This window comes from Rhodococcus sp. 4CII, assembly GCF_014256275.1.
GTDB lineage: Bacteria > Actinomycetota > Actinomycetes > Mycobacteriales > Mycobacteriaceae > Rhodococcus_F > Rhodococcus_F wratislaviensis_A.
Genome location: NZ_JACCFE010000002.1, coordinates 546,095 through 571,635, shown reverse-complemented (window position 1 = coordinate 571,635; position 25,541 = coordinate 546,095). Strand labels below are relative to the sequence as shown.

29 protein-coding genes and 1 pseudogene are annotated in these 25,541 nt (G+C 67.8%); 23 read left to right on the top strand and 7 right to left on the bottom strand.

The window, feature by feature from the left end; translation table 11 throughout:
* Positions 1-114: 114 nt before the first annotated feature.
* The gene (locus H0B43_RS03525; protein WP_185729270.1) at positions 115-600 is read right to left on the bottom strand and encodes a carboxymuconolactone decarboxylase family protein; all 486 of its coding nucleotides are present in this window, start codon (positions 598-600) and stop codon (positions 115-117) included.
* A gap of 179 nt (positions 601-779) precedes the next feature.
* Here H0B43_RS03525 and H0B43_RS03520 point away from each other — a divergent pair, with 179 nt between their 5' ends.
* Both H0B43_RS03520 and H0B43_RS03515 read left to right on the top strand, forming a co-directional pair.
* Complete coding sequence (locus H0B43_RS03520) at positions 780-1,721, top strand: RNA polymerase sigma-70 factor (protein WP_185729271.1); 942 nt, start codon at positions 780-782, stop codon at positions 1,719-1,721.
* Between the two features lie 92 nt (positions 1,722-1,813).
* Positions 1,814-2,290: an SRPBCC family protein gene (locus H0B43_RS03515; RefSeq protein WP_185730123.1), complete on the top strand. Its 477-nt coding sequence runs from the start codon at positions 1,814-1,816 to the stop codon at positions 2,288-2,290.
* Between the two features lie 22 nt (positions 2,291-2,312).
* Here H0B43_RS03515 and H0B43_RS03510 read toward each other — a convergent pair whose 3' ends face one another.
* Positions 2,313-2,855 (bottom strand): hypothetical protein, encoded by a 543-nt coding sequence (locus tag H0B43_RS03510; RefSeq protein WP_185729272.1) that lies wholly within the window; start codon positions 2,853-2,855, stop codon positions 2,313-2,315.
* Between the two features lie 240 nt (positions 2,856-3,095).
* Between H0B43_RS03510 and H0B43_RS03505 the strand changes: the two genes are divergently transcribed.
* The 6 genes from H0B43_RS03505 to H0B43_RS03480 all read left to right on the top strand — a co-directional run bounded on the left by H0B43_RS03505 (position 3,096) and on the right by H0B43_RS03480 (position 8,114).
* Positions 3,096-3,557, top strand: a complete 462-nt coding sequence (locus H0B43_RS03505; protein ID WP_252189867.1) for a hypothetical protein — start codon at positions 3,096-3,098, stop codon at positions 3,555-3,557.
* A 187-nt stretch (positions 3,558-3,744) separates the two neighbouring features.
* Positions 3,745-4,041 (top strand): MTH1187 family thiamine-binding protein, encoded by a 297-nt coding sequence (locus tag H0B43_RS03500; RefSeq protein WP_185729274.1) that lies wholly within the window; start codon positions 3,745-3,747, stop codon positions 4,039-4,041.
* Between the two features lie 126 nt (positions 4,042-4,167).
* Positions 4,168-4,725: a DinB family protein gene (locus tag H0B43_RS03495; RefSeq protein WP_185729275.1), complete on the top strand. Its 558-nt coding sequence runs from the start codon at positions 4,168-4,170 to the stop codon at positions 4,723-4,725.
* 121 nt (positions 4,726-4,846) lie between these two features.
* Positions 4,847-5,524, top strand: coding sequence for a HemK2/MTQ2 family protein methyltransferase (locus H0B43_RS03490; protein WP_185729276.1), 678 nt, complete (start codon positions 4,847-4,849; stop codon positions 5,522-5,524).
* 105 nt (positions 5,525-5,629) lie between these two features.
* Positions 5,630-6,976: a pitrilysin family protein gene (locus tag H0B43_RS03485; protein ID WP_185729277.1), complete on the top strand. Its 1,347-nt coding sequence runs from the start codon at positions 5,630-5,632 to the stop codon at positions 6,974-6,976.
* Between the two features lie 31 nt (positions 6,977-7,007).
* The gene (locus H0B43_RS03480) at positions 7,008-8,114 is read left to right on the top strand and encodes a zinc-binding dehydrogenase (protein WP_185729278.1); all 1,107 of its coding nucleotides are present in this window, start codon (positions 7,008-7,010) and stop codon (positions 8,112-8,114) included.
* Positions 8,115-8,148: 34 nt separating this feature from the next.
* On the opposite strand, the gene H0B43_RS03475 is transcribed toward H0B43_RS03480, so the two are convergent.
* Positions 8,149-8,634 (bottom strand): MarR family winged helix-turn-helix transcriptional regulator, encoded by a 486-nt coding sequence (locus tag H0B43_RS03475; RefSeq protein WP_185729279.1) that lies wholly within the window; start codon positions 8,632-8,634, stop codon positions 8,149-8,151.
* 104 nt (positions 8,635-8,738) lie between these two features.
* On the opposite strand from H0B43_RS03475, the pseudogene H0B43_RS03470 reads away from it, so the two are divergent.
* The 5 genes and pseudogenes from H0B43_RS03470 to H0B43_RS03450 form a co-directional block, all read left to right on the top strand.
* Positions 8,739-9,353 (top strand): annotated as a pseudogene (locus H0B43_RS03470) (TIGR03086 family metal-binding protein); the annotation flags it as partial.
* 106 nt (positions 9,354-9,459) lie between these two features.
* Entirely contained in the window at positions 9,460-10,218 is a 759-nt protein-coding gene (gene dapB, locus H0B43_RS03465; RefSeq protein WP_185729281.1) for a 4-hydroxy-tetrahydrodipicolinate reductase, read from the top strand.
* Positions 10,215-10,694, top strand: a complete 480-nt coding sequence (locus tag H0B43_RS03460) for a hypothetical protein (protein ID WP_185729282.1) — start codon at positions 10,215-10,217, stop codon at positions 10,692-10,694. The genes dapB and H0B43_RS03460 overlap by 4 nt, the downstream gene beginning before the upstream one ends.
* 28 nt (positions 10,695-10,722) lie before the next feature.
* Positions 10,723-11,181: a flavodoxin family protein gene (locus tag H0B43_RS03455; RefSeq protein WP_185729283.1), complete on the top strand. Its 459-nt coding sequence runs from the start codon at positions 10,723-10,725 to the stop codon at positions 11,179-11,181.
* Positions 11,182-11,220: 39 nt separating this feature from the next.
* Positions 11,221-12,453, top strand: coding sequence for a winged helix-turn-helix domain-containing protein (locus H0B43_RS03450; protein ID WP_185729284.1), 1,233 nt, complete (start codon positions 11,221-11,223; stop codon positions 12,451-12,453).
* 4 nt (positions 12,454-12,457) lie between these two features.
* On the opposite strand, the gene H0B43_RS03445 is transcribed toward H0B43_RS03450, so the two are convergent.
* Positions 12,458-12,892: an SRPBCC family protein gene (locus H0B43_RS03445; protein WP_015890414.1), complete on the bottom strand. Its 435-nt coding sequence runs from the start codon at positions 12,890-12,892 to the stop codon at positions 12,458-12,460.
* 102 nt (positions 12,893-12,994) lie between these two features.
* The gene (locus H0B43_RS03440) at positions 12,995-13,471 is read right to left on the bottom strand and encodes a toxin-antitoxin system HicB family antitoxin (RefSeq protein WP_185729285.1); all 477 of its coding nucleotides are present in this window, start codon (positions 13,469-13,471) and stop codon (positions 12,995-12,997) included.
* A gap of 198 nt (positions 13,472-13,669) precedes the next feature.
* Between H0B43_RS03440 and thyX the strand changes: the two genes are divergently transcribed.
* The 6 genes from thyX (at position 13,670) to H0B43_RS03410 (ending at position 21,868) form a co-directional block, all read left to right on the top strand.
* Entirely contained in the window at positions 13,670-14,422 is a 753-nt protein-coding gene (thyX, locus tag H0B43_RS03435) for an FAD-dependent thymidylate synthase (RefSeq protein WP_185729286.1), read from the top strand.
* A 43-nt stretch (positions 14,423-14,465) separates the two neighbouring features.
* The gene (dapA, locus tag H0B43_RS03430; protein WP_185729287.1) at positions 14,466-15,374 is read left to right on the top strand and encodes a 4-hydroxy-tetrahydrodipicolinate synthase; all 909 of its coding nucleotides are present in this window, start codon (positions 14,466-14,468) and stop codon (positions 15,372-15,374) included.
* Positions 15,371-17,335, top strand: coding sequence for a ribonuclease J (locus H0B43_RS03425; protein ID WP_312033943.1), 1,965 nt, complete (start codon positions 15,371-15,373; stop codon positions 17,333-17,335). The genes dapA and H0B43_RS03425 overlap by 4 nt, the downstream gene beginning before the upstream one ends.
* A 25-nt stretch (positions 17,336-17,360) precedes the next feature.
* On the top strand, positions 17,361-17,984 hold the full coding sequence (locus tag H0B43_RS03420) for a TIGR03085 family metal-binding protein (protein WP_185729288.1): 624 nt from the start codon (positions 17,361-17,363) through the stop codon (positions 17,982-17,984).
* Between the two features lie 80 nt (positions 17,985-18,064).
* A complete protein-coding gene (locus H0B43_RS03415; RefSeq protein ID WP_185729289.1) occupies positions 18,065-20,674 on the top strand; it encodes a DNA translocase FtsK in 2,610 nt (869 codons plus the stop codon).
* Positions 20,675-20,884: 210 nt separating this feature from the next.
* Positions 20,885-21,868, top strand: a complete 984-nt coding sequence (locus tag H0B43_RS03410) for a TerC family protein (protein WP_185729290.1) — start codon at positions 20,885-20,887, stop codon at positions 21,866-21,868.
* Positions 21,869-21,912: 44 nt separating this feature from the next.
* Here H0B43_RS03410 and H0B43_RS03405 read toward each other — a convergent pair whose 3' ends face one another.
* Together H0B43_RS03405 and H0B43_RS03400 are read right to left on the bottom strand one after the other, a co-directional pair.
* Positions 21,913-22,197, bottom strand: coding sequence for a YciI family protein (locus H0B43_RS03405; RefSeq protein ID WP_185729291.1), 285 nt, complete (start codon positions 22,195-22,197; stop codon positions 21,913-21,915).
* Between the two features lie 93 nt (positions 22,198-22,290).
* Positions 22,291-22,815, bottom strand: a complete 525-nt coding sequence (locus tag H0B43_RS03400; protein ID WP_185729292.1) for an amino-acid N-acetyltransferase — start codon at positions 22,813-22,815, stop codon at positions 22,291-22,293.
* A 117-nt stretch (positions 22,816-22,932) separates the two neighbouring features.
* Between H0B43_RS03400 and pgsA the strand changes: the two genes are divergently transcribed.
* The 4 genes from pgsA to H0B43_RS03380 all read left to right on the top strand — a co-directional run bounded on the left by pgsA (position 22,933) and on the right by H0B43_RS03380 (position 25,535).
* Positions 22,933-23,595, top strand: a complete 663-nt coding sequence (pgsA, locus tag H0B43_RS03395; protein WP_185729293.1) for a CDP-diacylglycerol--glycerol-3-phosphate 3-phosphatidyltransferase — start codon at positions 22,933-22,935, stop codon at positions 23,593-23,595.
* Positions 23,592-24,092, top strand: a complete 501-nt coding sequence (locus H0B43_RS03390; protein ID WP_185729294.1) for a CinA family protein — start codon at positions 23,592-23,594, stop codon at positions 24,090-24,092. Before pgsA ends, H0B43_RS03390 begins: the two co-directional genes overlap by 4 nt.
* Positions 24,093-24,163: 71 nt before the next feature.
* The gene (locus H0B43_RS03385; RefSeq protein ID WP_185729295.1) at positions 24,164-24,550 is read left to right on the top strand and encodes a helix-turn-helix domain-containing protein; all 387 of its coding nucleotides are present in this window, start codon (positions 24,164-24,166) and stop codon (positions 24,548-24,550) included.
* A gap of 157 nt (positions 24,551-24,707) precedes the next feature.
* Positions 24,708-25,535, top strand: a complete 828-nt coding sequence (locus H0B43_RS03380; RefSeq protein WP_185729296.1) for a PspA/IM30 family protein — start codon at positions 24,708-24,710, stop codon at positions 25,533-25,535.
* The last annotated feature ends 6 nt before the right edge of the window (positions 25,536-25,541 follow it).

Here is a 25,541-nt window from a genome sequence, read left to right as displayed (position 1 = left end):
CCTGTGCGATGGGCAGACCGACGCCTGTGACGCTCGCTGGTCGTGACACTGCAGGCCCCGTGACACTGCAGCCCCCGTGAACCCCGCCCCGTGGGGCGGGGGTCCGTCTGCCGATCAGCTCGTCATGGCTGCGAACATGCCGGGCTCGTAGGATCCCGCGGGAGTGCGGGCTATCACGTTCATCCGGTTGGCGGCGTTGACCAGGGCCACCAGGCAGATCAGCGCGGCGATCTGGTCGTCGTCGTAGTAGCCCCGAACGTCGGCCCAGGTCTCGTCGGACACGCCGTGGTGGGCGTCGGCGAGCCGAGTACCTTCCTCGGCGAGTGCCAGCGCGGCCCGCTCGGCCTCCGTGAACACGGTGGCCTCACGCCAGGCGGCGACCAGGTTGAGCCGGACCGGGGTCTCGCCGGCGGCCGCGGCATCCTTGGTGTGCATGTCGGTGCAGAAACCGCAGCCGTTGATCTGGCTCACCCGGATGTTGACCAGCTCCTGGGTGGCCTTCGGCAGCGGCGATTGGTGAATCACCAGACTGGCGCCGACGAACCGCTTGGCGAACTTCGCGGCGATCTCGTTGTCGAACATGGTGAATCGGGCGTCCATGATGTCGTCCTCACTCGTGATGTTGGGTGCTCCTGTGCCGAACGACCATGAGACGCCGGAAACGCGATGGTTGTGACAGTGTGAGTTCCGTACCGTGTGTTACAAACACCTCGCTGTCACACAACGTCGGGGTTCGGTGTCTGGTGGGTGACACAGTCGAGTGCGAGGAGGAGCCACCGATGGCCGGAACGTCGCAGACCACACCGGACGAACGCGGCGGGAGCAGCCGCCGCGACGCCCGGTCGGCCCCCGCTACCGAGGCGTTCGTCGCCCACCGAAACCTGCTGTTCACCGTCGCCTACGAGATGCTCGGCTCCGCCGCCGACGCAGAGGACATCCTCCAGGAAACCTGGCTGCGATGGGCGGGCGTCGATCTCGACACGGTGCGGAATCAACGCGCGTATCTGGTTCGGATCACGACCCGCCAGGCACTCAACCGCTTGCGGACGCTCGGCCGGCGCAAGGAGTCGTACGTCGGGCCGTGGCTGCCCGAGCCGCTACTGACCGCGCCCGACGTGGCAGAGGACGTGGAGCTGGCCGACAGCGTCTCGATGGCGATGCTGCTCGTGCTGGAGACGCTCGGGCCGACGGAGCGGGCGGTATTCGTATTGCGTGAAGTGTTCGATCTGGGGTTCGACGAGATCGCGGCCGCCGTCGACAAGAGCCCGGCTGCCGTCCGGCAGATCGCGCACCGGGCGCGGGCACACGTCGCGGCGCGCCGGCCGCGCGGGGTCGTGTCGCCGGCCGAGTCGCGAGATGCGTTGCACGCGTTTCGACGAGCACTCGAAACGGGCGATCTGCAGAGTCTGTTCGACCTGCTGGCGCCGGACGTCGTCCTGCTGGGTGACGGTGGCGGCGTCAAACAGGCTGTGCTGCGGCCCATCGTGGGGGCCGACCGGGTCTCACGGTTGCTGACGGCCGGGCTGCCCAGGATCGCCGGCGAGGTGTCGGTCGAGCCGGTACAGATGAACGGCTGCCCGGCCCTCATCGTCCGGATCGACGGCGAGATCGACGACGTCGTGGCGGTACGGATGGACAACGGCCTGATCACCGGGCTCTACATCGTGCGTAATCCCGAGAAGCTGTCGCGGGTCGAGCGGGAAACAACCGTCACCCGCTGAGCCTGAGATTTTCGTCGACGGCTCGACCGAGCAGGGAGGCGGCGTCGGTTCGATGCCGAACTCCGCCGATGACCGTGTGGTTTGATCGGGTGATGACCGAGGAGAACGGGATTCCCACCGTCGTGACCGCCAGCCGCATCGTCGCGGCTCCGGCGCGGACGGTCTTCGAACTGATCGCCGATCCTGCGCGACAACCGCTGTGGGATGGCAACGAGAACCTGGCCGAGGCCGCCCCCGGACAGCGGATACGCGCCGTGGGCGACGTGTTCACCATGACGCTCACCAATGGCGGCGTCCGCGACAACCACGTCGTGGAGTTCGAGGAGGGGAGCCGAATCGCCTGGCGGCCCTCGGAGCAAGGCCGTCAGGCGCCGGGTCATCTCTGGCGCTGGGAACTCGAGCCGCTCGACGAGGCACACGTCCGGGTCACGCACACCTATGATTGGTCGCGATTGACCGACGCGAAGCGCCTCGAGCGCGCCCGCGTGACTACGTCGGAGAAACTTCTGGCTTCCGTTGGCAGACTTGCCGAACTCGCCGAGGCCGAGAACGCCCCGCCTCCCTCCTGACGGGTAGCCGGGGCGTTTCGGATCATCTCCCCGGAACGACGGAAATCGTCCCCTGACAGACGGCGTTCTGAGGATTGACGAACCACCATCCGGCGCCGGTCTGAACGGTCACGGTGAACGACACCGTTCCGGTTCCTGTCCAGGTCCGGTTGATCGGGATTCCAGGCTTCTGCTGCCAGGCTGCCTCATCGCTGACACTGTGGCCCGACGCTCCGGTTGTCGCGTTCTGCCAGTCGACCGACACCCGGGTGCCGTACCAATTGAGTCCGATGCTCGGGATGAGACCGCCGGGAGGTGCGGGCAGTTCGTTCCCGCCGCTCAGCAGGATTGCCGGCTCCAGCGCGGATCCGCCCGGTCGCAACGATTCCCCCGACGCGGCGTTGACGGTCCACGTGAAACCCGGTGCCCAGGCGAGAGGATTGCCGCTCGAGCACGTCATCGTCGTCGACGTCGGTGGTACGGGCTGAGCACGTGCGACTGCACCCCCGCCGGCCGCCACCGCCGTCACCAGGCCGACGGCGGTGACCGCCGCAGCGCCTGACCGGCGCCCCCACTGTGCGTTCATGAATGCTCCCCTTCGTGTGCTGTCGCGAGAATGGAGATGACTGCAGCCTCTTTCGATGTCGGAGGCGGAACTGGATGCGTTACACATCGTCGAGTTGAACCGGCTCCCACGCAACTGTATTCAGCACCCACGGCCGAGCGGGCGTCGGCCCTTTTCCGACGTGCCGGGTCGCAAAGGGCACGGCCACGCCACCGCGCCGATGTACCGTCGAACCACTGTCGGATGGCGAACTGGAGCGGTATGCCTCTTCCTACGCTGGGCAAGTCGATCGCGGTCAGCGGTCTGGTGCTGGCCGGAGTGTTCTGTGCCGGCGCTCCGGCTGCGGCGGATCAGACGCGAGATCTGTGGGTGAACCTTCCCGACACCGCCACAGTCGCTGACGGGATCGCCTGCGGCGGCCGAATCGGCGGGGTCGCCGTTGCTACGGACAGCTTGCCCGGGTTGGCCTACGTGCGATTGAACGCGACGTTCGTGGGCATCTCGGCGAAGCCAGGTGTGTTGTGCTCGGTCTCTGCAACTCTTCACTGGCGCAACCTCGATACCGGCGCTGCAGGATCGTGGTCCGCAGACGTCAGCGGAGGGCTGACCGACTTTCCGGCGGAGCCGTGGACACACCTGAAAACGGGATCCGGACGGGTCGAGGTGACGCTGACGACCGATCGTCCACACGTCCCCAGCGTCACCGAGATTTCCGTGTATTGACTCGGCACCCGCCGGGGGACGCGCGGAGTTGCCAATGGGAGCGGAAACCGCACGGTCGCAACATGATCCGGATCGCGAGCAGACGGGCCGGGCGGAGGCCGGGATGCGCCCGATCGTGACCTGAGCTGACCGTCATGGCTCGGCATGACATGCTCGAGTCATCGGAATCTGTGACGAAGGAGAGAACATGCTGGTGGCATTCAGTGTCAGCCCGATGGGCGGCGACTCGGACAGCGTCGGTGGCGCGGTCGCCGCGGCCGTCCGCGTGGTGCGCGAATCCGGGTTGCCGAACGAGACCACATCGATGTTCACGACCGTCGAGGGGGAGTGGGACGAGGTGATGGCCGTGGTGAAGCGTGCCACGGATGTTCTGCTGGAACAGTTTCCGAGGGTCAGTCTGGTCCTCAAGGCGGACATCAGGCCGGGGCGCACCGACCAGCTACACGCGAAGGTCGCGACGGTCGAGCGCCACCTGACCGACTGAATGTTCGGCGCGACACGGCAGTGAGGATCCCGGCCGTGTTCACGGTCGCGGTCAGCGTCGGCGATGAAGCCGGAAACAGGGCGGCGACGGCCGCGTGCCCGTCGCGCCGAGAGAGGGGAGTGCGACATGGACTGGCCGCAGGAACTCACTGATCAGCTGCGGTGGCACTGGGAGCATCAGCTGCGTCCCCGGTTGGACGGACTGACCGACGAGGAGTACTTCTGGGAGCCCGCATCGGACAGCTGGAGCGTGCGTCCGAGGGGGCGGTCGCAGGCCCCGGTTCAGGCAGGTAGCGGAGACTTCACCATCGATTTCGCGTTTCCCGAGCCCGACCCGACCCCGATCACGACCATCGCCTGGCGGCTCGCCCACATCGTCGTCGGCGTGTTCGGCACCCGGATCGGCAATCATTTCGGCGGGCCGCCCGTCGACTATCAGTCGTTCGAGTACGCCGGCACAGCCGCGGAGGCGCTCGCCCAACTCGACGAGCAATACGATGCCTGGTGCGCCGGAGTGCTGAGCCTGGGAACCGACGGCCTCGCCCGGCCGTGCGGCCCCAGCGAGGGGTGGTACGCCGACCGCCCGATGGCGACGCTGGTATTGCACATTCATCGCGAGGTCATCCATCACGGTGCCGAGGTGGCACTGCTCCGCGATCTCTATCTGCGGGAGCCGAAGTCCTGACCCGGGTAGAGGCCGCCGGCCTGCTCCGAGGTGAACAGCGGGTGAATTGGCCCGTGTCGAGTTGCATGTAACTTCGGGTAGTGGCCACGCTGGAAGGGAACGGCGTGGGAGGGGGCCGATCATGCTATTTCGTCTACCGGGGGTATACCGCCCCCAGCGCGACACCTGGTTGCTCGCCGAGGTGCTGGCGTCCCGCGACCTGGGTCCGGGTACCCGCGTGCTCGATCTGTGTTGCGGTACAGGGGCGTTGAGCATGCAGGCATGTGCGGCCGGAGCCGGCTGGGTCACCGCGGTCGACGTGTCGCGCCGGGCCGCGCTCAGCACCTGGCTCAACGCCAAACTGAACGGTCGCACGATCCGTGTCGTCCGGGGCGATCTCGTCGATTCCGTCCGGACTCTCCGCTTCGACGTGATCGTGGTGAATCCGCCTTACGCACCCGCGGCCGACGACGGCCGACCCGGCCGGGTCCTCGCCCGGGCGTGGGACGCCGGCGTGGACGGGCGCGCAGTGCTCGATCGGATCTGCATCGACGCCCCCGACCTCCTCGCTCCGGGCGGCACGCTGCTGCTCGTCCAGTCGACGCTCAACGGTGTGGACAAGACACGGACGATGCTGGAGGAACGAGGGCTGCGGGTGGACGTGGTCGCGTCGGAGAGTGTGCCGTTCGGACCCGCGCTCTCGTCGCGCACGCGGATGCTGGAAAACCGGGACATGATTCGGCCGGGGCAACGGATCGAGCGGATCGCGGTGCTGGCGGCGACCGATCTGCGGTCCGGCACCGCTCGCCGATGGTCCTGATCGGCTCGCAACCGCATCGTCGAGGCTGGTGAACGCCGGTTGGGTGCCGCGTGTAGAGTTTGCCGTTCGACGACGCCCAGCCTCCGAGGACTGCTGAACCACTACATGGCCAAGATCGATCGCAGCCGCACTGCAGCACTGACCCAAGCGCCGACCCTGCACGAGCCGGATACCGGCGTCCGGCGCACCGTGCTCCCCGGCGGGCTCCGGGTGGTCACCGAATACGTTCCCGGCGTCCGATCCGCGTCCGTGGGTGTCTGGGTAGGCGTCGGATCACGCGACGAGCAGCCGACCGTGGCCGGGGCGGCGCATTTTCTCGAGCACCTCCTGTTCAAGGCGACACCGTCGCGCAGTGCGCTCGACATCGCACAGGTGATGGACGGGGTCGGAGGCGAGCTCAATGCCTTCACGTCCAAGGAACACACCTGCTTCTACGCGCACGTCCTCGACGAGGATCTACCCCTCGCGGTCGACCTGGTCAGCGACGTCGTGCTGCGAGGCCGGTGCCGGTCCGCGGACGTCGACGTGGAACGTCAGGTGGTGCTCGAAGAGATCGCGATGCGCGACGACGACCCCGAGGATCTCCTCGGCGACGCGTTCCTGACCGCGCTCTACGGCGACCATCCCGTGGGCCGTCCCGTGATCGGCAGCGTCGAATCGATCGAATCGATGACCCGCACCCAACTCCATTCGTTCCACGTGCGGCGCTACACGCCGCAGCGGATGGTGGTGGCCGTCGCGGGCAACGTCGAGCACGACTCCACGGTCGAACTGGTGCGGCGCGCGTTCGCCGGGCATCTCGACTCCGCGTCCGAACCCGCGCCGCGCCGCGCCGGGACCCTGCGATTGCGGACGGAGCCGACGCTCAGCCTCACCAACAGGGACAGCGAGCAGGTCCACCTCTCGCTCGGGGTGCGCGCGTTCGGGCGGCACGAGTCGCACCGCTGGGCGCTGTCGGTACTGAACGCCGCCGTCGGCGGCGGGCTCAGTTCCCGGCTCTTCCAGGAGGTGCGGGAGATCCGCGGGCTGGCGTACTCCGTGTATTCGGGCATCGACACGTTCTCCGACACAGGTGCCTTCTCGATCTACGCCGGGTGTCAGCCCGAGAACCTCGGGGAGGTCACCACTGTGATCCGCGAGGTCCTCGCGAACGTGGCGGCCGAGGGCATCACCGACGCCGAATGCGCCCGTGCCAAAGGGTCCCTGCGAGGCGGACTGGTTCTGGGACTGGAGGATTCGGGTTCCCGGATGCACCGCATCGGTCGCAGCGAGCTCAACTACGGCAATCACCGCAGCATCACCGAAACCCTCGCGAAGATCGACGCGGTCACCACCGACGAGGTGCGCGACGTCGCCAGAGTCCTGCTCCAGCGCCCGTTCGGTGCCTCCGTGGTCGGACCGTATCGTCGTAAGCGCGACCTGCCGGCCTCGGTACGCGGAATCGTGCGCTGACGAGGGATCGAACGAGGAGGAGAAGTAAGAGATGAAGATCCGTGGAGCGGTACTCGAAGAGATCGGACGAGCACGCCCGTTCGCCGAGTCGACCCCCATCTCGATCGCCGAACTCGATCTCGACGATCCCGGCGAGGGCGAGATCCTCGTGCAGATCGAAGCCGCGGGATTGTGCCACTCCGACCTGTCCGTCGTCGACGGCAACCGGGTCCGCCCGGTCCCGATGCTGCTCGGGCACGAGGCTGCGGGGCGGATCACGCAACTTGGGGCCGGGGTCGACGACGTCGCGGTCGGACAGCGCGTGGTCATGACTTTTCTTCCCCGCTGCGGAGAATGTGCGGGCTGCGCCACCGACGGCCGCATGCCGTGCGGGCCCGGCACCAGCGCCAACAACGACGGAACGCTGCTCGACGGGGGAGCGCGGCTGCACCGCGGCGACGACGCCGTGCACCACCACCTCGGGGTGTCCGGTTTCGCGACCCACGCGGTCGTCAACCGCCGCTCCGTGGTTCCCGTCGGCGACGATGTGCCCGCCGACGTGGCGGCCGTGCTGGGCTGCGCCGTCCTGACCGGCGGCGGTGCCGTCCTCAACGCGGGCGAACCGCGACCCGGCCAGGCCGTCATGGTCGTCGGGCTCGGCGGGGTGGGGATGGCGGCGATCCTCACCGCGGTCTCCCTGGGCGCCGGCGAGGTGATCGGAGTAGACGCCGTTCCCGAGAAGCTGCAGACCGCGAGGGAACTGGGTGCGACGGCGGTCTACACCCCGGCCGAACTCGAGGAGGCCGGTGTGCGGGCGCCCATCGTCATCGAGGCCGCCGGGAACGCCCGAGCATTCGAATCCGCGGTTCGCGCAACCTCTCCCGGAGGGAAGACGATCACCGTCGGACTGCCGTCCCCCGACGCACGGTCGTCGATCTCTCCGCTCACACTGGTCGCCGAGGCCCGCACGATCATCGGCAGTTACCTCGGGTCGGCGGTCCCGTCCCGGGACATCCCGATCTACGAGGACCTCTGGCGCTCCGGAAAGCTGCCCGTGGAGAAGCTCATCTCCTCACGCATCACCTTGGACGACATCAACCGCGGCATGGATGAACTCGCCGACGGCAAGGCGATCCGTCAGATCATCGTGTTCGACTGATCGGGCCGGGCGAGGCGAATCGGCACGGCCGCTGTCACCTGGCGTCGCCCGGCCGGCCGGTGACGTCTTCGACGGGCAGTGCCGACAGCGCCATCAGGCCGGACACGAAACCCGCACGGTCGCGCTCCGGCAGGCGGGCGAGCAGGCGCTCTTCGCCCCGCCGGATCGCCGTCTGCGCCGCATCGCGCACGACATGGCCCTCCGCGGTGAGCGACAGAAGTCGAGCCCGCCGGTCTGCGGGGTCACGCTGCCGATCGATCAGGCCACGGTCCTGCAGCGCGTCGAGCACGCCGATGATCCGGGTCTTGTCCGCACCGATCGTCTCCGCGAGGGCGGCCTGCGTGCGCAGTGGATGCTCGTCGAGCGCGAGGAGCACGACGTATCCCCACATGGTCAGCCCGTGCTCTGCGAGCACCGGGAGTTCGGCCGCGACCAGCGAACGGTTCAGGGCGGTCGTCATCGCCGCGAGGTCGGGGCGCATCCGATCGGGCTGTCCGTTCGTCGGGTCGAGGCTGGGCATACCGCAGAAAATACACCTTGACCTATCATCTACTCAGGTAGATGATAAGCAGGCGCGTATCAATCCGATTCGAATGACCCGATTCGAATGACGAGGTGTCGACGATGGATGTGGACGAGATCCGGCGCTGGGACGCCCGCGCCGTCGAGGCAAGTAGAGGTGTCGTGTCACGCGTGACGCGCGGTGACCTGCAACGCCCCACGCCCTGCGCACAGTGGAATCTCGGGCAACTGCTGGCGCACATGACAGTGCAGCATCGGGGGTTCGCCGCGGCGGCCGCCGGCAGCGGTCCGGACCTCGCGAACTGGCAACCCCGGGTTTCGACGAATCCCGTTGCCGCGTACGTCTCGGCGGCCGACGCTGTCGTCGAGGCCTTCGCCCGGGGCGGCGTCGGGGAGCGGCGGTTCTGGCTACCGGAGATCAGCACCGAGTTCCCGTTCCCGGCTGCGACGGCCATCGGGTTCCACTTCCTCGACTATGCGGTCCACTCGTGGGACGTCGCGCGGTCGATCGGGCTCGACTTCGCACCCGAATCCGATGTGGTGGCAGCGGTTCTCCCCATCGCCCGCCTCGTTCCGGACGGGTCCGACCGCCTCCGCGACGGCGCCGCGTTCGCGCCCGGCGTGCCCGCCGAAGGGAACGCCGCCGATTTCGGCGCGGTGCTGTCCCTGCTCGGACGGTCACAGGGGTGGCGCCCCGCGTACGCGCCCGGACGGGTGTTACGACGAGACGCAGGTCTCCTGCCCCGCCCCTCCGCACCGGTCGGCGTCGGTCGATTGCGTAGGCTTTCGGACGAATCGTTGGAACTGGACGGAGCGTGGAGAAGTGAGCGCAGCAGCACCCATCAGGGTCGGGGTTCTCGGGGCCAAGGGCAAGGTCGGCCGAGCGATCTGTGAGGCGGTGCAGCAGGCACCGGACCTCGAACTCGTCGCCGAGGTCGATCACGGCGACCGGTTGGAGGCATTCGTCGAAGCCGGCACGCAGGTCGTCGTCGACTTCACCCACCCCGACGTGGTGATGGACAATCTGAAGTTCCTCGTGTCCAACGGCATTCATGCGGTCGTGGGCACCACCGGCTTCGACGACGCCAGGCTCGACACGGTGCGGTCGTGGGTGGCGGAGCGACCCGACGTCGGGGTCCTCATCGCTCCGAACTTCGCCATCGGCGCAGTCCTGTCCATGCGCTTCGCCGAGGCGGCAGCACGATTCTTCGATTCGGTCGAGGTCATCGAACTGCATCACCCGAACAAGGCGGACGCGCCGTCCGGCACCGCCTACCGGACCGCCGCCCTCATCTCCGAGGCACGGCGAAAGGCCGGGGTCGGACCGAGCCCGGACGCCACGACCACCGAACTGGACGGCGCCCGCGGAGCCGACGTGGACGGCGTGCGGGTGCATTCCGTGCGGCTCGCAGGTCTCGTCGCCCATCAGGAGGTCATCCTCGGCACGCAGGGCGAGACGCTGACCATCCGGCACGACTCGATCGACCGCAACTCCTTCGCTCCCGGAGTGCTGCTCGGTGTGCGACAGATCGGCACCCGACCGGGTCTCACCGTCGGTATCGACCCACTTCTCGACCTGTGAAGAACGGCTCGACGAAGACCGTCGTCACGATCGGACTGCTGGTCGCCGCCCTGGCGTTCTACTTCGTCCTCCTCGGGCGTCGCGGGATCGAGCTGATCCAGGACGGCGGGGGAGCGGCGATCGGCCTCGGTATCGGCGTACTGATCCTCCCGTTCCTCGGTGTCTGGATCGTCTATGCGACGCTGCGTGCCGGATTCCAGCATCAGCACCTGTCCCGTCGCATCGCCGACGAGAATCTCGAACTGGATGTCACCGATCTTCCGAAGCGGCCGTCGGGCCGCATCGACCGGGACGCCGCCGACGCCCTGTTCCAGCAAGTCAAAACGGAATGGGAAGCAGACCCGGACAACTGGCGCAATTCGTACCGGCTCGCCCGGGCGTACGACTACGCCGGCGACCGCGGGCGGGCCCGGGAGACGATGAAACGCGCCGTCGAACTCGAACGCGCCGAGCGGGAAGGCGAGCCCGGCCGGTAGGCCCGGAACGGGTCGTACGCTGTCGACTGTGAAGTCGCTACTCGTCGTCCATCACACGCCGTCGCCGGTGACCCGGGAGTGCCTGGAAGCCGTGCTGAAGGGTGCGCGTGACCCCGACATCGAGGGGGTCGACGTGAAGTCGGTGCCCGCACTCGGTGCGACCGTGCCCGACGTCCTCGGCGCCGACGGGTTCCTCTTCGGGACGTCGGCCAACTTCGGCTACATGTCGGGCGCGCTCAAGCACTTCTTCGACACCGTCTACTACCCGTGCCTCGACGCGGTCGCCGGCCGCCCCTACGGATTGTGGGTGCACGGCAACAACGACACCGCAGGCGCCGTGACGTCGGTGCAGAAGATCGTGACCGGGCTGGCGCTCACCCAGGTGGCCGAGATCCTGGAACTGACCGGATCGCTCGACGCGAGCGCGCGGGAGCGGTGTTACGAACTCGGCGCGACGGTCGCGGTGACGTTGGCCGAGGACGCCTGACCCCGCGACCGTGTCGGTGGCGGATGGCAGGGTGCGGGTATGCGTGAGATGACCGCTGCGGCGGCCCGGAGATCGGCGCTCTGGGCGCAGGGATTCGCCGACAGGAAACCGGCGGGCGCGCCGACGCGCAGGCACGTCCGGTCGGTTCTCGACCGCGTTCGGCTGTTCCAGATCGACTCGGTCTCCGTGGCCGTGCGCGCCCACTACGTTCCGCTGTTCAGCCGACTCGGTGTGTACGACCGCGGACTGGTCGACTCGGCGGCCTGGTCGCACTCCGCCCGCGCACCCCGCATGCTGGCCGAGTACTGGGCGCACGAGGCGGCGTTCATCCCCGTCGAGGACTGGCCCCTGATGCGCTGGCGGATGCACCGGTACCGGCACGGCCGCTGGTCCGGCGAATCCCGTGTACTCGATCGCAACCCCACCCTGGCCGCCGACGTGCTCGACGTGATCGGCGCCGTCGGTGCGTGCAGCGCGGGTGACGTGGAGAAACACCTCGCGGTCGACCGCCCCGATCGCAAGGGTCCGTGGTGGGATCGCAGCGACACCAAAGTGGTGTGCGAGCAACTGTTCGCGTCCGGCGCGCTGGCGGTCGACAAACGGGTCGCGTTCACCCGCCACTATGACCTCACCGAACGTGTACTGCCGAAAGCGATTCTCTCCGATCATGTCTCGGAACCGGACGCCGTCCGCGGCCTCGTGCAGAAGTCGGCGCGGGCGCTCGGGGTGGCCACCGAACCCGACCTGCGCGACTACTACCGACTGTCCCCGGCGCAGACCGCGCCCGCGGTCGCCGAACTCGTGGAGGACGGGGTGCTCGAACAGGTGACGGTCCGGGGCTGGGACAGGCCGGCGTTCGTTCACCGCGACGTGCGGGTTCCCCGGAAGGTGGAGGGGGCGGCGCTGTTGTGCCCGTTCGATCCGCTCGTCTTCTGCCGTCCCCGGACCGAGCGGATGTTCGACTTCCGGTACCGGCTCGAGATCTATACCCCGGCGCACAAACGCGTCCACGGGTACTACGTGTTTCCGTTCCTGCTGAACGGTGAACTGGTCGCCAGGGTCGATCTGAAGGCGGACCGCACGTCGGGAACGCTCGACGTGCGATCCGCGTTCGTGGAACCCGACCGGAGTCCGGGCCGCGTGGTGGAGGCGCTGATCCCGGAACTGCGAAGAATGGCAACGTGGCTGGGCCTGGACGACATCCGGGTGGACGATCGCGGCAACCTCGGCGCCCTCCTCGCGGCCGCGGCGGCGCGGCCGCGAGGAGAGTGAGAAACTACAGGCTCTCGACGAACTTCGTCAGGCCCTTGCTCGCGGTCTCGAGCGCCGTTTTCTGCGCCTTCTTCACGAGGAACCCGGGCAGTGGGATCTTCGGGTCGACCGTCAACTCGAACGTGACCTTGGTGCCGGCGCCGGACTCGGTGAGGACGTACGAGCCGTCCTGGGCGTTCTGCTGGCCGCTCTCGACGAGGTGCCACGACACGGTGTTGTCGCCCTCGAACGTGTAGTCGACAACCTGCTCGTCGCTGATACCGAGGATGGAGACGCTCATCCGGACTCGGTGAGGGCGGCCGTCGTCGTGTGTGCTCTCGATGGTGACCGACTTGTGGGCCGAGGACCACTCGGGCAGGCGATCCACCGCAGCGATGGCGGCCATCACCGTGGCCGGATCGGCCTTGATCTCGAATTCCTTGACGCCGGAAACGGCCATGTTCTTCGCTCCTCCGAGCCTGTGGCGACTCTTACCGTGTGGCTGATGCGACGTAATTACATCACCGCCGCCGAGAGGAGCGTGGAGTGAGTGCTGTGGGGCTCAGAAATTGTCGCGACCGTTTCGGCGCATCTGGTCCTTGAGCGCACCCTGGACCGCCTGCGACACCCAGGAATTGAGCGACACGCCGTTCGCGGAGGCGGCCTCCTCGGCCTTCGACTTGATCTGATCCATCAGACGCAGGGTGACGCGACTGATGTCACCGGTGACGTTATCGAAGGCGGCGCCGAGGTCTTCGGCCGTCGCCGCTCGTTCGCCGTCCGGCCCCGGTGTGGGGGGAGTGCGGTGCACGTCGACGGCGACCTCGGTACCGTCCAGGCGCACACCGACGGTGCGATTGCCCAGTTCGGACGACACTTCACCGGCGAAATCGGTGAGCGCCGACAGGAGGAGCAGGCGCGCGGCGGGTTCGACCGCGGCGGCGAGCGCGGCTGCGGTCGCCCGAGTCTGCTCGTCGCCGAGTGCGGCAGCTGCGGTCAGGTCGTCCCGCAACCGGGAGACGTAGATGCCGAGGTCCATGACGCCATGATGACGTCATAAGTGGCGTCAGTCAAGCAGTCGTGACTTCATCCGGATGATGCCGTCACCACGGAGAGCGCGGGCATTGCGGGCGCCGTACCTGGCCGGGGCGCCCCGCGAGCCCGATCAGCCCTGCGACTAGGGTCGATGCATTCAGGAGGGACTCCGACCAGGGAGTTCGGTAGGAGGAACAGCGCAGTGCCGCAGACCGTGCCGCTCAGGGTGCAACTCGTCGCGAAGACGGAGTTCTTTCCGCCGGCGGACATTCCGTGGGAGACCGACGCCGACGGCGGCGAAGCCCTGGCGGAGTTCGCAGGCCGGGCGTGCTATCAGAGCTGGTCCAAGCCCAATCCGCGGACGGCGACCAACGCCGGTTACCTGCGTCATCTGCTCGAGGTCGGGCACGAGTCGGTGCTCGAACACGGCACCGTGAGCTTCTACATCACGGGGATCTCGCGGTCGTGCACCCACGAGCTCATCCGGCACCGCCACTTCTCCTACTCGCAGTTGTCGCAGCGATTCGTGCGCGAGAACGACGCGAACGTCGTCGTCCCGCCGGCCGTCGCCGGCGACCCCGAGCTCGAGGCTCTGTTCGCGAAGGCCACCGACGCGAGCCGGGCGGCGTACGGCGAACTCCTCGCGGCGCTCGAGGAGAAACTGGCGGGCACCTCCAGTGTGCCGCTGCGCAACAAGCAGGCGAGGCAGGCGGCGAGGGCTGTACTGCCCAACGCGACGGAGACGCGCGTGGTGGTCACGGGCAACTACCGGGCGTGGCGTCACTTCGTGTCGATGCGGGCCACCGAGCATGCCGACGTGGAGATCCGCCGTGTCGCGGTCGAATGCCTGAGGCAGTTGCAGGCGGCCGCGCCGAATGTCTTCGGCGACTTCGAGGTACTGGACTGGGGTGACGGCACAGAGGTAGCACGGAGCACGTTTGCCGCCGACGCGTGACTGGTGTGCAAAACTACCTGGGTCACCGGGTAGCCTTCTGACCATGACCTACGGTGATTCCGCTTCTCCCGTCGAGCGTCCGTTCGGCACCGTGTCCACAGCGATGGTGACGCCGTTCACCTCGGACGGAAAGCTGGACGTCGACGCCGGTGTCCGCCTCGCGGTGTACCTCGTCGACAACGGATGCGACTCCCTCGTCCTCGCCGGCACCACCGGTGAGTCGCCGACGACCACCGAGAACGAGAAGCTCGAGCTGCTCCGCGCGGTCATCGCCGCGGTGGGCGACCGCGCGAAGATCATCGCCGGCGCGGGCAGCAACGACACCGCGCACAGCGTCGAGCTCGCCCGTGACGCGGCCCGTGCCGGCGCGCAGGGCCTCCTCGTCGTCACCCCCTACTACTCGCGTCCGCCGCAGGCCGGCCTGTTCGCGCACTTCACCGCCGTCGCCAATGCCACCGACCTGCCGGTCATGCTCTACGACATTCCACCCCGCTCCGTGGTCCCCATCGAAACGGAGACCATCCGGCGCCTCGCCGAGAACCCGCGCATCGTCGCGGTCAAGGACGCCAAGGGCGACCTCAACGCGGGCGCCGAGCTGATCGGCACCACCGACCTCCAGTTCTACTCGGGTGACGATCCGCTCAACCTGCCGTGGCTCTCGGTGGGCGCGACGGGATTCGTCAGCGTCATCGGGCACCTCGTGCCCGGCCGGTTGCGGGAACTCCACACCGCCTTCGCGGCCGGTGACATCGCCCGCGCCCGCGCTATCAACCTCAGCCTGATCCCGGTCATCCGCTCGGTGGCGCGTCTCGGCGGCGTCAGCGCGTCGAAGGCGGGTCTGCGTCTGATCGGTCTCGACGTCGGGGAGCCCCGGTTGCCGCAGGTGGCGCCCACACACGATCAGATAGATCTCCTGGCCGCCGATCTGCACGCTGCGGGGGTGCTCGCGTGACCCGACCGCCTCGTCGTCGCAGCGCCAGCCGCCAGGCCGGTCCCCCTTCACCCACAGCAAGCCAGCCACCCCAGGCGGCACCCCCGGTCGCCGAGTCGGCGCCGGTCGTCGCGGACGAGCCGGCGGCCCCGAAATCGGAGCAGGCGAAGTCCGCGCCCGTGAAGACCGCGTCCACGAAGGGCGGCGCCGTGAACAAGTCGGGGTCCCGTTCCGGTCGTCGCGGCGGCAGCAAGCGTCAGGACTCGCGGCCCGCCGCGGTCGATCCGACGGCGCGGCTCGGCGCCCCACCGAAGGCCCCGTTCAAGGGTCTGCGCGTGGTGGCGCTCGGCGGCATCGGCGAGATCGGTCGCAACATGACCGTGTTCGAGCACCAGGGCAAGCTGCTCATCGTCGACTGTGGTGTGCTGTTCCCGGAAGACCAGCAGCCCGGTGTCGACCTGATCCTCCCGGACTTCCGGCACATCGAGGACCGCATGGACGACGTCGAGGCCGTCGTCCTCACGCACGGTCACGAGGACCACATCGGCGCCATCCCGTTCCTGCTGCGCCTGCGCCCGGATCTGCCGGTCGTGGGTTCGCGGTTCACGCTCGCGCTGGTCGCGGCCAAGTGCCGTGAGCACCGCCAGCGCCCCAACCTCGTCGAGGTCGTGGAGGGGCAGCGGACCGAGCACGGCCCGTTCGAGTGCGAATACTTCGCGGTCAATCACTCGATCCCCGACGCGATCGCCGTCGCGATCCGGACCGACGCCGGAGTGGTGCTGCACACCGGTGACATCAAGCTCGACCAGCTGCCGCTCGACGGCAGGCTCACCGACCTCGCCGGCTTCTCCCGCCTGGGCGACGAGGGCGTCGACCTGTTCCTCGTCGACTCCACCAACGCCGAGGTGCCGGGATTCGTCACCCCTGAACGCGAGATCGGGGGTGTGCTCGACAACGTCATCGGCAAGGCCAGGCAGCGCGTCATCGTGGCCTCCTTCGCCAGCCACGTGCACCGCATCCAGCAGGTGGTCGACGTCGCACACCGGTACAACCGGCGGGTGGCATTCGTGGGCCGGTCGATGGTCCGCAACATGCAGATCGCGCAGGACCTCGGGTACCTGAGCGTGCCCGACGGTCTGGTCGTCGACATCGACACCGCGGCCAACCTGCCCGACGACCGGCTCGTACTGATCTCGACCGGGTCGCAGGGCGAGCCGCTGTCGGCGCTGTCCCGGATGGCGCGCGGTGAACACCGGCAGATCAACATCCGGGCCAACGACCTCGTGGTGCTGGCCTCGTCGCTGATCCCGGGCAACGAGAATTCCGTGTTCGCCGTCGTCAACGGGCTCGCCAAGCGCGGCGCCACCGTCGTCACGCAGCAGAGCGCCAAGGTGCACGTCTCGGGCCACGCCTCGGCGGGCGAGTTGCTGTACCTGTACAACGCGGTGCGTCCCACCAACGCCATGCCGGTGCACGGCGAATGGCGTCACCTGCGCGCCAACGCCGCCCTCGCGAAGGCCACCGGCGTGCCCGAGGAACGGATCGTGCTCGCCGAGGACGGCGTGGTCGTCGACATGGTCGACGGCCTCGCCGAGATCGTCGGGCAGGTCCCCGTCGGGCACGTGTACGTCGACGGGCTGTCGGTCGGCGACGTCGGCGACTCCACCCTGTCGGACCGTCTGGTTCTCGGTGAGGGCGGGTTCATTGCCATCAACGTCGTCATCGACGACCACACCGGTCGCGCGGTCAGTACCCCCGAGGTGTCGGGGCGCGGATTCTCCGACGACCCGACCGCGCTCAAGGATGCGGCTCAGCTGGTCGAGGCGGAACTGCTTCGTCTCGCCACCGAAGGCATCAACGACGCACATCGCATCGCCCAGGCGATCCGGCGTGTCGTCGGCCGGTGGGTCGCCGACAAGTACCGTCGCCGTCCGATGATCGTCCCGACCGTCATCGCGGTGCCGTCGGCCGAGGGCAAGTAGTTCTCCGACAGGTAGATTCGGTCGGGTGACCTTCGCCCGAGATGAACGCCTCGCCCTCGTCGATTCGATGGCCGAATTCGGTCCCGACGCCCCGACCCTCTGCGGGACGTGGACCAACCGGGATCTGGCCGCCCACCTGATCGTGCGTGAACGACGCCTCGACGCTGCTCCCGGCATCGTCGTGGGTCGTCTCGCCGGATACACCGAGAAAGTCCAGAACGAGACGGCCACGCGTCCGTGGAGTCGCCTCCTGGACGAGGTCCGGTCGGGTCCGCCGATGTGGTCGCCCATGTACTGGGTGGACGCCCAGGTCAACCTGGGGGAGATGTTCGTCCATCACGAGGACGTCCGTCGCGCGCACGAGGGGTGGGAGCCGCGGGTCCTGTCCGAATCGCGTCAGGACGCGCTGTGGGGTCTCGCGAAGAAGGTCGGCAAGCTCGGCTACCGCCGTTCACCGGTGTCGGTAGTGTTCGAGCGGCCGTCCGGTGAGCAGGCCACCGTCCGCACCGCCGGCGCCGGCCGGGTGATCCTGCGCGGTGAACCGTCCGAACTCGCCCTGCACGCGTTCGGACGGGACCAGGTGCGGATCGAGACCGAGGGTGACGCGGCCGACGTCGCGGCCGTGACCTCCCTCGACCGCGGGTTCTGACGGCATACCCACCCAGGTCTCCCTGTGTTACGGGTGTTGCGGATGGTCCGGAAGGTGCCGTAGCGACTAATCTGAGAGCCATGGCAGGTAAGGCGAGCGCCCGCGGTTCGAGCACGACGTCCACGGTGAGAACGGGCGCCCGGGGCGGCTCGACCACGTCCAAGCCCAAGTCCCGCACGACCCGGACGGTCAGCACTCCGCGCAAGTCCACCTCGCCACGAGGTGGCGGCGCCCGCAGGCCCGCCGCCGAGAAGGCGTCTGCATCCGGTCCCCTGAAGTCGGTGGGCCGGGGAATGGGCGCCGGGTGGTCGCTCGTGGCGAAGGGCGTCGGAGCCACCACGCGCACCGTCGGCAAGGCGGCCGAGATCGAGCAGGGTCACCGGCGCGACGGCATCGCGCTCGGGCTGATCGCGATCAGCGTCGTGGGCGCCGGCGGGATCTGGTTCTCCGCGGGCGGTCCGGTGGGCGAGTGGATCGAGACCGGGGTCCGTGCGGTGGTCGGCGGGGCGTCCGCCGTCCTGCCGCTGATCGGTGTCGCCGTCGCGGTGATCCTGATGCGGACCGAGCCGAAACCCGAGATCCGGCCGAGGCTGGTCCTGGGTTCGCTGCTGGTCGGTCTGCCGGTCCTGGGCCTGTGGCACATCGCGACCGGTTCACCCACCGACGCCGACGGCAGGGCTCACGGCGCCGGTTTCGTCGGGTATGCGGCGGGCGGTCCGCTGACCGACGGCCTCACCGTGTGGCTCGCCGCGCCGCTGCTTCTGATGGCGGCACTGTTCGGTGTCCTGCTGCTGACCGGGACCACGATCCGCGAGGTGCCCGGCAAGCTCCAGTCCTACTTCGGAACGTCGTTCGGCCGCGACCACTACGCCGACTACGACAGCGAGTACTACGAGGAAGGCGAATACGACCCCACCCTGTTCGACGCCGACGGCTACCCGGTCGACGACTACAAGTCCGGGGTGCGGGGTGCCCCGGCCGACAACTATCCCACCGACGAATACGACGTCGGCGACAGCGCGAAGACGGAGGTTCTCGGGCTGTGGGACACCGAGCCCGCCACGGAACCCGTCCCGGCGCCGGCCCCGAAACCGGCGCGCGCCAAGGCCAAGCCCGTCGTCGCGCCGAAGCCGGAACCCGAACCGGAACCGCTGCCCGACGTCGACAAGTTCGTCACCGACCGGGTGGTCGAGGGCGACTACACGCTGCCGCCGACGTCCCTGCTCATCGACGGCGATCCGCCGAAGATGCGCAGTTCGGCCAACGACGCGATGATCGAGGCCATCACCGAGGTCCTCGAACAGTTCAAGATCGACGCCGCCGTCACCGGGTTCACCCGCGGCCCGACCGTCACCCGTTACGAGGTGGAACTCGGCCCGGGTGTGAAGGTCGAGAAGATCACCGCGCTCGCCCGCAACATCGCGTATGCCGTCGCCACCGACAACGTGCGCCTCCTCGCCCCGATCCCGGGCAAGTCCGCCGTCGGTATCGAGGTCCCCAACTCCGACCGTGAGATGGTGCGCCTCGCCGACGTGCTCACCGCGCCGAGCACCCGCAAGGATCACCACCCGCTGGTGATCGGTCTCGGCAAGGACATCGAGGGCCACTTCGTCAGCGCGAACCTCGCGAAGATGCCGCACCTCCTGGTGGCCGGCTCCACCGGTTCCGGTAAGTCGAGTTTCGTCAACTCGATGCTGGTGTCGCTGCTGTCCCGCGCCACACCCGACGAGGTCCGGATGATCCTCATCGACCCCAAGATGGTGGAGCTGACACCGTACGAGGGCATTCCGCACCTCATCACGCCCATCATCACCCAGCCGAAGAAGGCCGCCGCCGCGCTGGCCTGGCTGGTGGAGGAGATGGAGCAGCGCTACCAGGACATGCAGGCCAACCGGGTGCGCCACATCGACGACTTCAACTCCAAGGTGAAGTCGGGTGAGATCACCGCGCCGCTCGGCAGCGAACGGGTCTACCGGCCGTACCCGTACATCCTCGCCATCGTCGACGAACTCGCGGACCTCATGATGACCGCGCCACGCGACGTCGAGGACGCGATCGTCCGCATCACCCAGAAGGCGCGCGCCGCCGGTATCCACCTCGTTCTGGCCACCCAGAGGCCGTCGGTGGACGTCGTGACGGGGCTGATCAAGACGAACGTGCCGTCCCGGCTCGCCTTCGCGACGTCGTCCCTGACCGACTCCCGGGTCATCCTTGACCAGCCCGGCGCCGAGAAGCTGATCGGTATGGGCGACGGGCTGTTCCTGCCGATGGGCGCGGGCAAGCCGACCCGCCTGCAGGGTGCGTTCATCACCGACGAAGAGATCTCCGCGGTCGTCGATTTCAGCAAGAACCAGGCGGAGCCGGAGTACACCGACGGCGTCACCGCCGCGAAGGTCGGAGAGAAGAAGGATGTCGATCCCGACATCGGCGACGACATGGACGTGCTGTTGCAGGCGGTGGAACTCGTCGTCTCCAGCCAGTTCGGGTCCACGTCGATGCTGCAGCGGAAGCTGCGGGTCGGATTCGCGAAGGCGGGCCGCCTGATGGACCTGATGGAGACCAGGGGAGTGGTGGGCCCCAGCGAGGGTTCGAAGGCCCGTGAGGTCCTCATCAAGCCCGAGGAACTCGACGGTTTGCTGTGGTCCATCCGTGGCGGAGACCCGAGCGAAGCCCCGCCCGACCAGGACTGAAGGCGCATTGCGCGTGTCCGATATGTGCGGTTCACGCGCGGTGTGGTTGAATGGGCAGCGAATTGGAGGGGAGTATCCCCACCTCTGTGACGGCATCGTCAACACGATCGGCACCATTGCCGATCCGGTGCCATCAGTCGTTCGGACAGTGGTTCCGGCGCGGCGGGAGAGACCTCCGGTACCGACTAGGTATACCGGAGGTCTATTTTCATGCACGTTTCACCGCTGGTCTGGGTCATCACCTGTGTGGTGATTCTCGGACTCTTCGTCTTCGACTTCTTCGCGCACGTGCGCACCCCGCACGCCCCGACCTTCCGGGAGTCCGCGTTCTGGTCGTCGGTGTACATCGGTATCGCGATCCTCTTCGGCCTGATCGTGATGTGGCTGTGGGGAAGTCAATACGGCGGCGAATACTTCGCCGGGTACGTCACCGAGAAGGCGTTGTCGGTCGACAACCTCTTCGTGTTCGTCATCATCATGGGCACGTTCGCGGTGCCGCGGGAGTACCAGCAGAAGGTGCTGCTGATCGGCATCGTGATGGCGCTGGTGATGCGCGGGATCTTCATCGCGGTCGGTGCCGCGGCGATCAACACGTACAGCTGGGTGTTCTACCTGTTCGGCGCGTTCCTCATCTACACCGCCTACACGCTGCTGCGTGACCACGGCAACGAGAAGGAAGCCGAGGAGGAACGCGACAGCAAGATCGTCGCCGTCGCGAAGAAGTTCCTGCCCACCACGGACACCTACGACGGCGACCGGCTCGTCACGCGGATCGACGGCAAGCGTGTCGTGACTCCGCTGCTGCTCGCGCTCGTCGCCATCGGCTTCACCGACGTGCTGTTCGCGCTCGACTCGATTCCTGCGATCTACGGGCTCACCCAGGAGCCGTACCTCGTCTTCACGGCCAACGCGTTCGCACTGATGGGTCTGCGTCAGCTGTACTTCCTGATCGGCGGCCTGCTGGACCGCCTGGTGTACCTGTCGTACGGTCTGTCGATCATTCTCGCGTTCATCGGCGTGAAGCTCGTCCTGCACGCGCTGCACGAGAACACCCTCGGCTTCGTCAACGGCGGGGAGCACGTGGCGGTACCGGAGGTGTCGACGGTGTTGTCGCTCACCGTCATCATCGGTGTGCTGGCCGTGACCACCATCGCCAGCCTCCTCAAGACGCGGAACACGACGCCGGCGAAGTAGTCCGCCGCACGTCGTGCTCGAAGGGTGCCGGTTTCCCGGCGAGTTCAGGAACTGAATTCGCCGAGGACCGGCACCCATTCGACGATTCGGGTGGCGGTGACCAGGCCCTGGCGGGCGAACGGGTCGTGTGCGAAGAGCTGTTCGACGGTCTCCAGGTCGGCGGCGTCGACGATGATGAACGCGCCGCTCCCGTCGGCGAAGGGTCCGGACGACACGACGGTCTTCTTGGTTGCGAGCTCACCGAGCCATTCCCGGTGGGCGGGGCGATGCTCGTCGCGCCCCGCGACGGTATCGGCCGAATACGTGTACTCCACTACGAACAGGGACATGTTCTCGCTCTCTGGTGACGGGTTGGGATTGACGTGGAACACGGGCACATCTGTCTCACACAATGGGATCCACGGCGAGATGCACGATGGATGTCAGAGGGTGAGAAGCATTCGGGTGTTGCCGAGGGTGTTCGGCTTGACGTAGCTGAGATCGAGGAATTCGGCGACACCGGTGTCGTATGAGCGGCACATCTCGGCGTACACCTCGGCGGTCACGGGTGTGCCCTCGATCTCGACGAATCCGTGTTTGCCGAAGAAGTCGACCTCGAACGTGAGAACGAAGAGGCGCTCGAGTTCGAGTTCCCGCGCGACCTCGATCAACTTGGCGACCACGTGGTGGCCGGCACCCCGGCCCTTGGCCGCCGGATCGACCGCGATCGTGCGTACCTCGCCGAGGTCGGCCCACAGCACGTGCATTGCGCCGCAACCGATCACGGTGCCCTCGCGTTCGGCCACCCAGAACTCCTGGACGGATTCGTACAGGGTGACGAGGTTCTTCTCGAGCAGGATCTTGCCGGAATAGATGTCGATCAGGCGCTTGATCTCGGGAACGTCGGAAGTTCGTGCTCGCCGCACGATCAGCTGATTGTCGGCGGTGTCCGGCGTCCGAGAAGTCATGTCGTGAACATTAGCCAACGGCCGTACCGATATTCTTAGGCACGTGCCGGTACGACCAACGAATCCTCCCCACTCCCCGAAGCGTCCCGGGGTGCAGTTCGACGCTGCGGTGCTCCGATGAGCGCGCAGCGCGAGGATTGGACGGCCGCCGACAACTCGGTCGTCCCGGATCGGGCGGTCGAGCCCGCGAGTGAGACGGCCGTACCGCTCCTGAACATCGCAAATATCCTGACGATGCTCAGAATCGTGCTGGTGCCCGTCTTCCTCGTCGTGCTGTTCGCCGGCGACGGACATTCCACCACCTGGCGCTTGATCGCCACCGGCGTGTTCGCGGTCGCAGCGATCACCGACCGGATCGACGGCCAACTCGCACGCAAGTACGGCCTGGTCACCGATTTCGGCAAGCTCGCCGACCCCATCGCCGACAAGGCGCTGATCGGAGCCGCCCTCGTCGGACTGTCGATTCTCGGCGACCTCCCGTGGTGGGTGACTGCGGTGATCGCGGTCCGGGAGCTGGGCATCACCCTCCTGCGCTTCGCGGTCCTGAGGCACGCCGTCATCCCCGCGGGCCGGGGAGGCAAGCTCAAGACCCTCGTGCAGACCTTCGCCATCGGCTTCTACCTGCTTCCCCTGCCGCAGGGATTCGAGGTCGTCGGTTGGGTCCTCATGGGTGCCGCCGTGCTGTTGACCGTGGTGACCGGGCTGGACTACGTCGTGCAGGCCGTGCGGCTGAGGGCCGGGGTCCACAAGGTCGAGGCGAACGCGAGCACCGGGGCGTGACCGACCCGTTGGTCGACGGCACGCGGGCAGCCGAACTGGTGGCCGTGCTGACCGCCCGCGGCGAGACCGTGGCCACCGCCGAATCGCTCACCGCGGGCCTGCTCACCGCGACCATCGCGGGAGTGCCCGGGGCCAGCAACGTCCTGCGGGGAGGGCTGATCGTCTACGCCACCGACCTCAAGGCCACCCTGGCCGGGGTCGACCGCGTACGACTCGCCGAGGACGGACCCGTGGCCGAGTCCACCGCGCGCGCTCTCGCGGACGGCGCCCGCGCCCGCTGCGGCGCCGACTGGGGCGTCGGCCTGACCGGCGTGGCGGGCCCGGACATGCAGGACGGACACCCCGTGGGAACCGTGTTCCTGAGCATTTCCGGGGCCTCCGGAACGTCGGTGCACGAGCTCGGATTGGCGGGGGACCGGTGGCAGATCCGCAAATCTGCGGTGTCCACCGCCGTGTCGGGACTCCTCGATCGTGTGCAGGAAACATCCGCAGGCTAAGGTCGGGAACCAATCGGTCCTGTTCGCGCGTTGAGATAGGCGAGACAGGTGACGGATGAAGGAGGAGCGAGATGGCGCTGCTATTGCGTGAGGCAATCGGTGACAGTCTTCGGCGTACGCGCGTTTCGCAGAGCCGGACCCTGCGTGAGGTCTCCAACAGTGCTCGTGTGAGCCTCGGGTATTTGTCCGAGGTCGAACGGGGGCGCAAGGAAGCTTCCAGTGAGCTCCTGGCGGCGATCTGCGATGCGCTGGAGGTTCCACTCTCCGATGTACTCGTCGACGTCAGCGAATCACTGTCCGACGGCTCCTCGGCCAAGCGTGGGAACACCGAGCGGCACGCGGCCGAATCCGCGCCCGCCGACGTGCCTGCCGCGAGTGCACGACCGGGCTCGACGACCATCGCCCGTGACACGCGGGTCGTCATCCCCGCGCCTGCGCAGGCCCTGGCTGCTGCATAGCAACACCCGTGCCGAACCGATAGATTTCTCGTAACCGCCGATCTCGTCGGCGGTGAGCCAGACAGACAGTCGGGGCGCAGCCCTTGTTCCGGTGCGTGACGGTCGCGCATCGGGTCGCGCAACGCGCGGCGCAACAGATGGAGGCAGGATCAAACCCATGGCTAATCCTTTCGTCAAGGGATGGAAGTACCTGATGGCGCTCTTCAATTCCAAGATCGATGAGAAGGCTGACCCCAAGGTTCAGATTCAGCAGGCGATCGAGGATGCGCAGCGTCAGCACCAGGCTCTGTCGCAGCAGGCCGCGTCTGTCATCGGCAACCAGCGCCAGCTCGAGATGAAGCTGAGCCGTCAGCTCGACGAGGTGGAGAAGCTCAACGCCAACGCGCGCCAGGCCGTCAATCTCGCCGATCAGGCGCAGGCCGCGGGCGACACCGAGAAGGCGATCCAGTACACCAACGCCGCCGAGGCGTTCGCTGCGCAGCTCGTCACCGCCGAGCAGGGCGTGGAAGACCTCAAGGCACTGCACGACCAGTCGCTGCAGGCGGCCGCGCAGGCCAAGAAGGCCGTCGAGCAGAACGCGATGGCCCTGCAGGCGAAGGTCGCGGAACGTACCAAGCTGCTCAGCCAGCTCGAGCAGGCCAAGATGCAGGAGCGGGTCAGCGAATCGCTGCGCTCGATGGACAGCACCCTCTCGGCCCCCGGCAACACCCCCAGCCTCGACGCCGTGCGGGACAAGATCGAGCGCCGCTACGCCGATGCACTCGGTTCCGCCGAGCTCGCCCAGAACTCGGTGTCCGGCCGCATGATGGAGGTTCAGCAGGCGAGCATCCAGATGGCCGGGCACAGCAGGCTCGAGCAGATTCGGGCCTCGATGAAGGGCGACGCCCTGCCGTCCGGCGGTACCGTCAACGCGCCGGCGACGCCCGCCAACCCGAACCTCGACAAGCAGCCGCCGGCCGCAGGCCAGACCGGCACCGCGCAGTAGCCGAAC

Bases quoted from the DNA above. Each gene is read 5' to 3' on its own strand.
- H0B43_RS03525 (WP_185729270.1), bottom strand. From the start codon at position 600: ATGGACGCCCGATTCACCATGTTCGACAACGAGATCGCCGCGAAGTTC.
- H0B43_RS03510 (WP_185729272.1), bottom strand. From the start codon at position 2,855: ATGAACGCACAGTGGGGGCGCCGGTCAGGCGCTGCGGCGGTCACCGCC.
- dapA (WP_185729287.1), top strand. From the start codon at position 14,466: ATGACCTACGGTGATTCCGCTTCTCCCGTCGAGCGTCCGTTCGGCACC.
- H0B43_RS03495 (WP_185729275.1), top strand. From the start codon at position 4,168: ATGGACTGGCCGCAGGAACTCACTGATCAGCTGCGGTGGCACTGGGAG.
- H0B43_RS03440 (WP_185729285.1), bottom strand. From the start codon at position 13,471: ATGGACCTCGGCATCTACGTCTCCCGGTTGCGGGACGACCTGACCGCA.
- H0B43_RS03385 (WP_185729295.1), top strand. From the start codon at position 24,164: ATGGCGCTGCTATTGCGTGAGGCAATCGGTGACAGTCTTCGGCGTACG.
- pgsA (WP_185729293.1), top strand. From the start codon at position 22,933: ATGAGCGCGCAGCGCGAGGATTGGACGGCCGCCGACAACTCGGTCGTC.
- H0B43_RS03405 (WP_185729291.1), bottom strand. From the start codon at position 22,197: ATGTCCCTGTTCGTAGTGGAGTACACGTATTCGGCCGATACCGTCGCG.
- H0B43_RS03445 (WP_015890414.1), bottom strand. From the start codon at position 12,892: ATGGCCGTTTCCGGCGTCAAGGAATTCGAGATCAAGGCCGATCCGGCC.
- H0B43_RS03500 (WP_185729274.1), top strand. From the start codon at position 3,745: ATGCTGGTGGCATTCAGTGTCAGCCCGATGGGCGGCGACTCGGACAGC.
- H0B43_RS03410 (WP_185729290.1), top strand. From the start codon at position 20,885: ATGCACGTTTCACCGCTGGTCTGGGTCATCACCTGTGTGGTGATTCTC.
- H0B43_RS03450 (WP_185729284.1), top strand. From the start codon at position 11,221: ATGCGTGAGATGACCGCTGCGGCGGCCCGGAGATCGGCGCTCTGGGCG.
- H0B43_RS03515 (WP_185730123.1), top strand. From the start codon at position 1,814: ATGACCGAGGAGAACGGGATTCCCACCGTCGTGACCGCCAGCCGCATC.
- H0B43_RS03475 (WP_185729279.1), bottom strand. From the start codon at position 8,634: ATGCCCAGCCTCGACCCGACGAACGGACAGCCCGATCGGATGCGCCCC.
- H0B43_RS03415 (WP_185729289.1), top strand. From the start codon at position 18,065: ATGGCAGGTAAGGCGAGCGCCCGCGGTTCGAGCACGACGTCCACGGTG.
- H0B43_RS03380 (WP_185729296.1), top strand. From the start codon at position 24,708: ATGGCTAATCCTTTCGTCAAGGGATGGAAGTACCTGATGGCGCTCTTC.
- H0B43_RS03480 (WP_185729278.1), top strand. From the start codon at position 7,008: ATGAAGATCCGTGGAGCGGTACTCGAAGAGATCGGACGAGCACGCCCG.
- H0B43_RS03490 (WP_185729276.1), top strand. From the start codon at position 4,847: ATGCTATTTCGTCTACCGGGGGTATACCGCCCCCAGCGCGACACCTGG.
- H0B43_RS03485 (WP_185729277.1), top strand. From the start codon at position 5,630: ATGGCCAAGATCGATCGCAGCCGCACTGCAGCACTGACCCAAGCGCCG.
- H0B43_RS03400 (WP_185729292.1), bottom strand. From the start codon at position 22,815: ATGACTTCTCGGACGCCGGACACCGCCGACAATCAGCTGATCGTGCGG.
- H0B43_RS03505 (WP_252189867.1), top strand. From the start codon at position 3,096: ATGCCTCTTCCTACGCTGGGCAAGTCGATCGCGGTCAGCGGTCTGGTG.
- H0B43_RS03520 (WP_185729271.1), top strand. From the start codon at position 780: ATGGCCGGAACGTCGCAGACCACACCGGACGAACGCGGCGGGAGCAGC.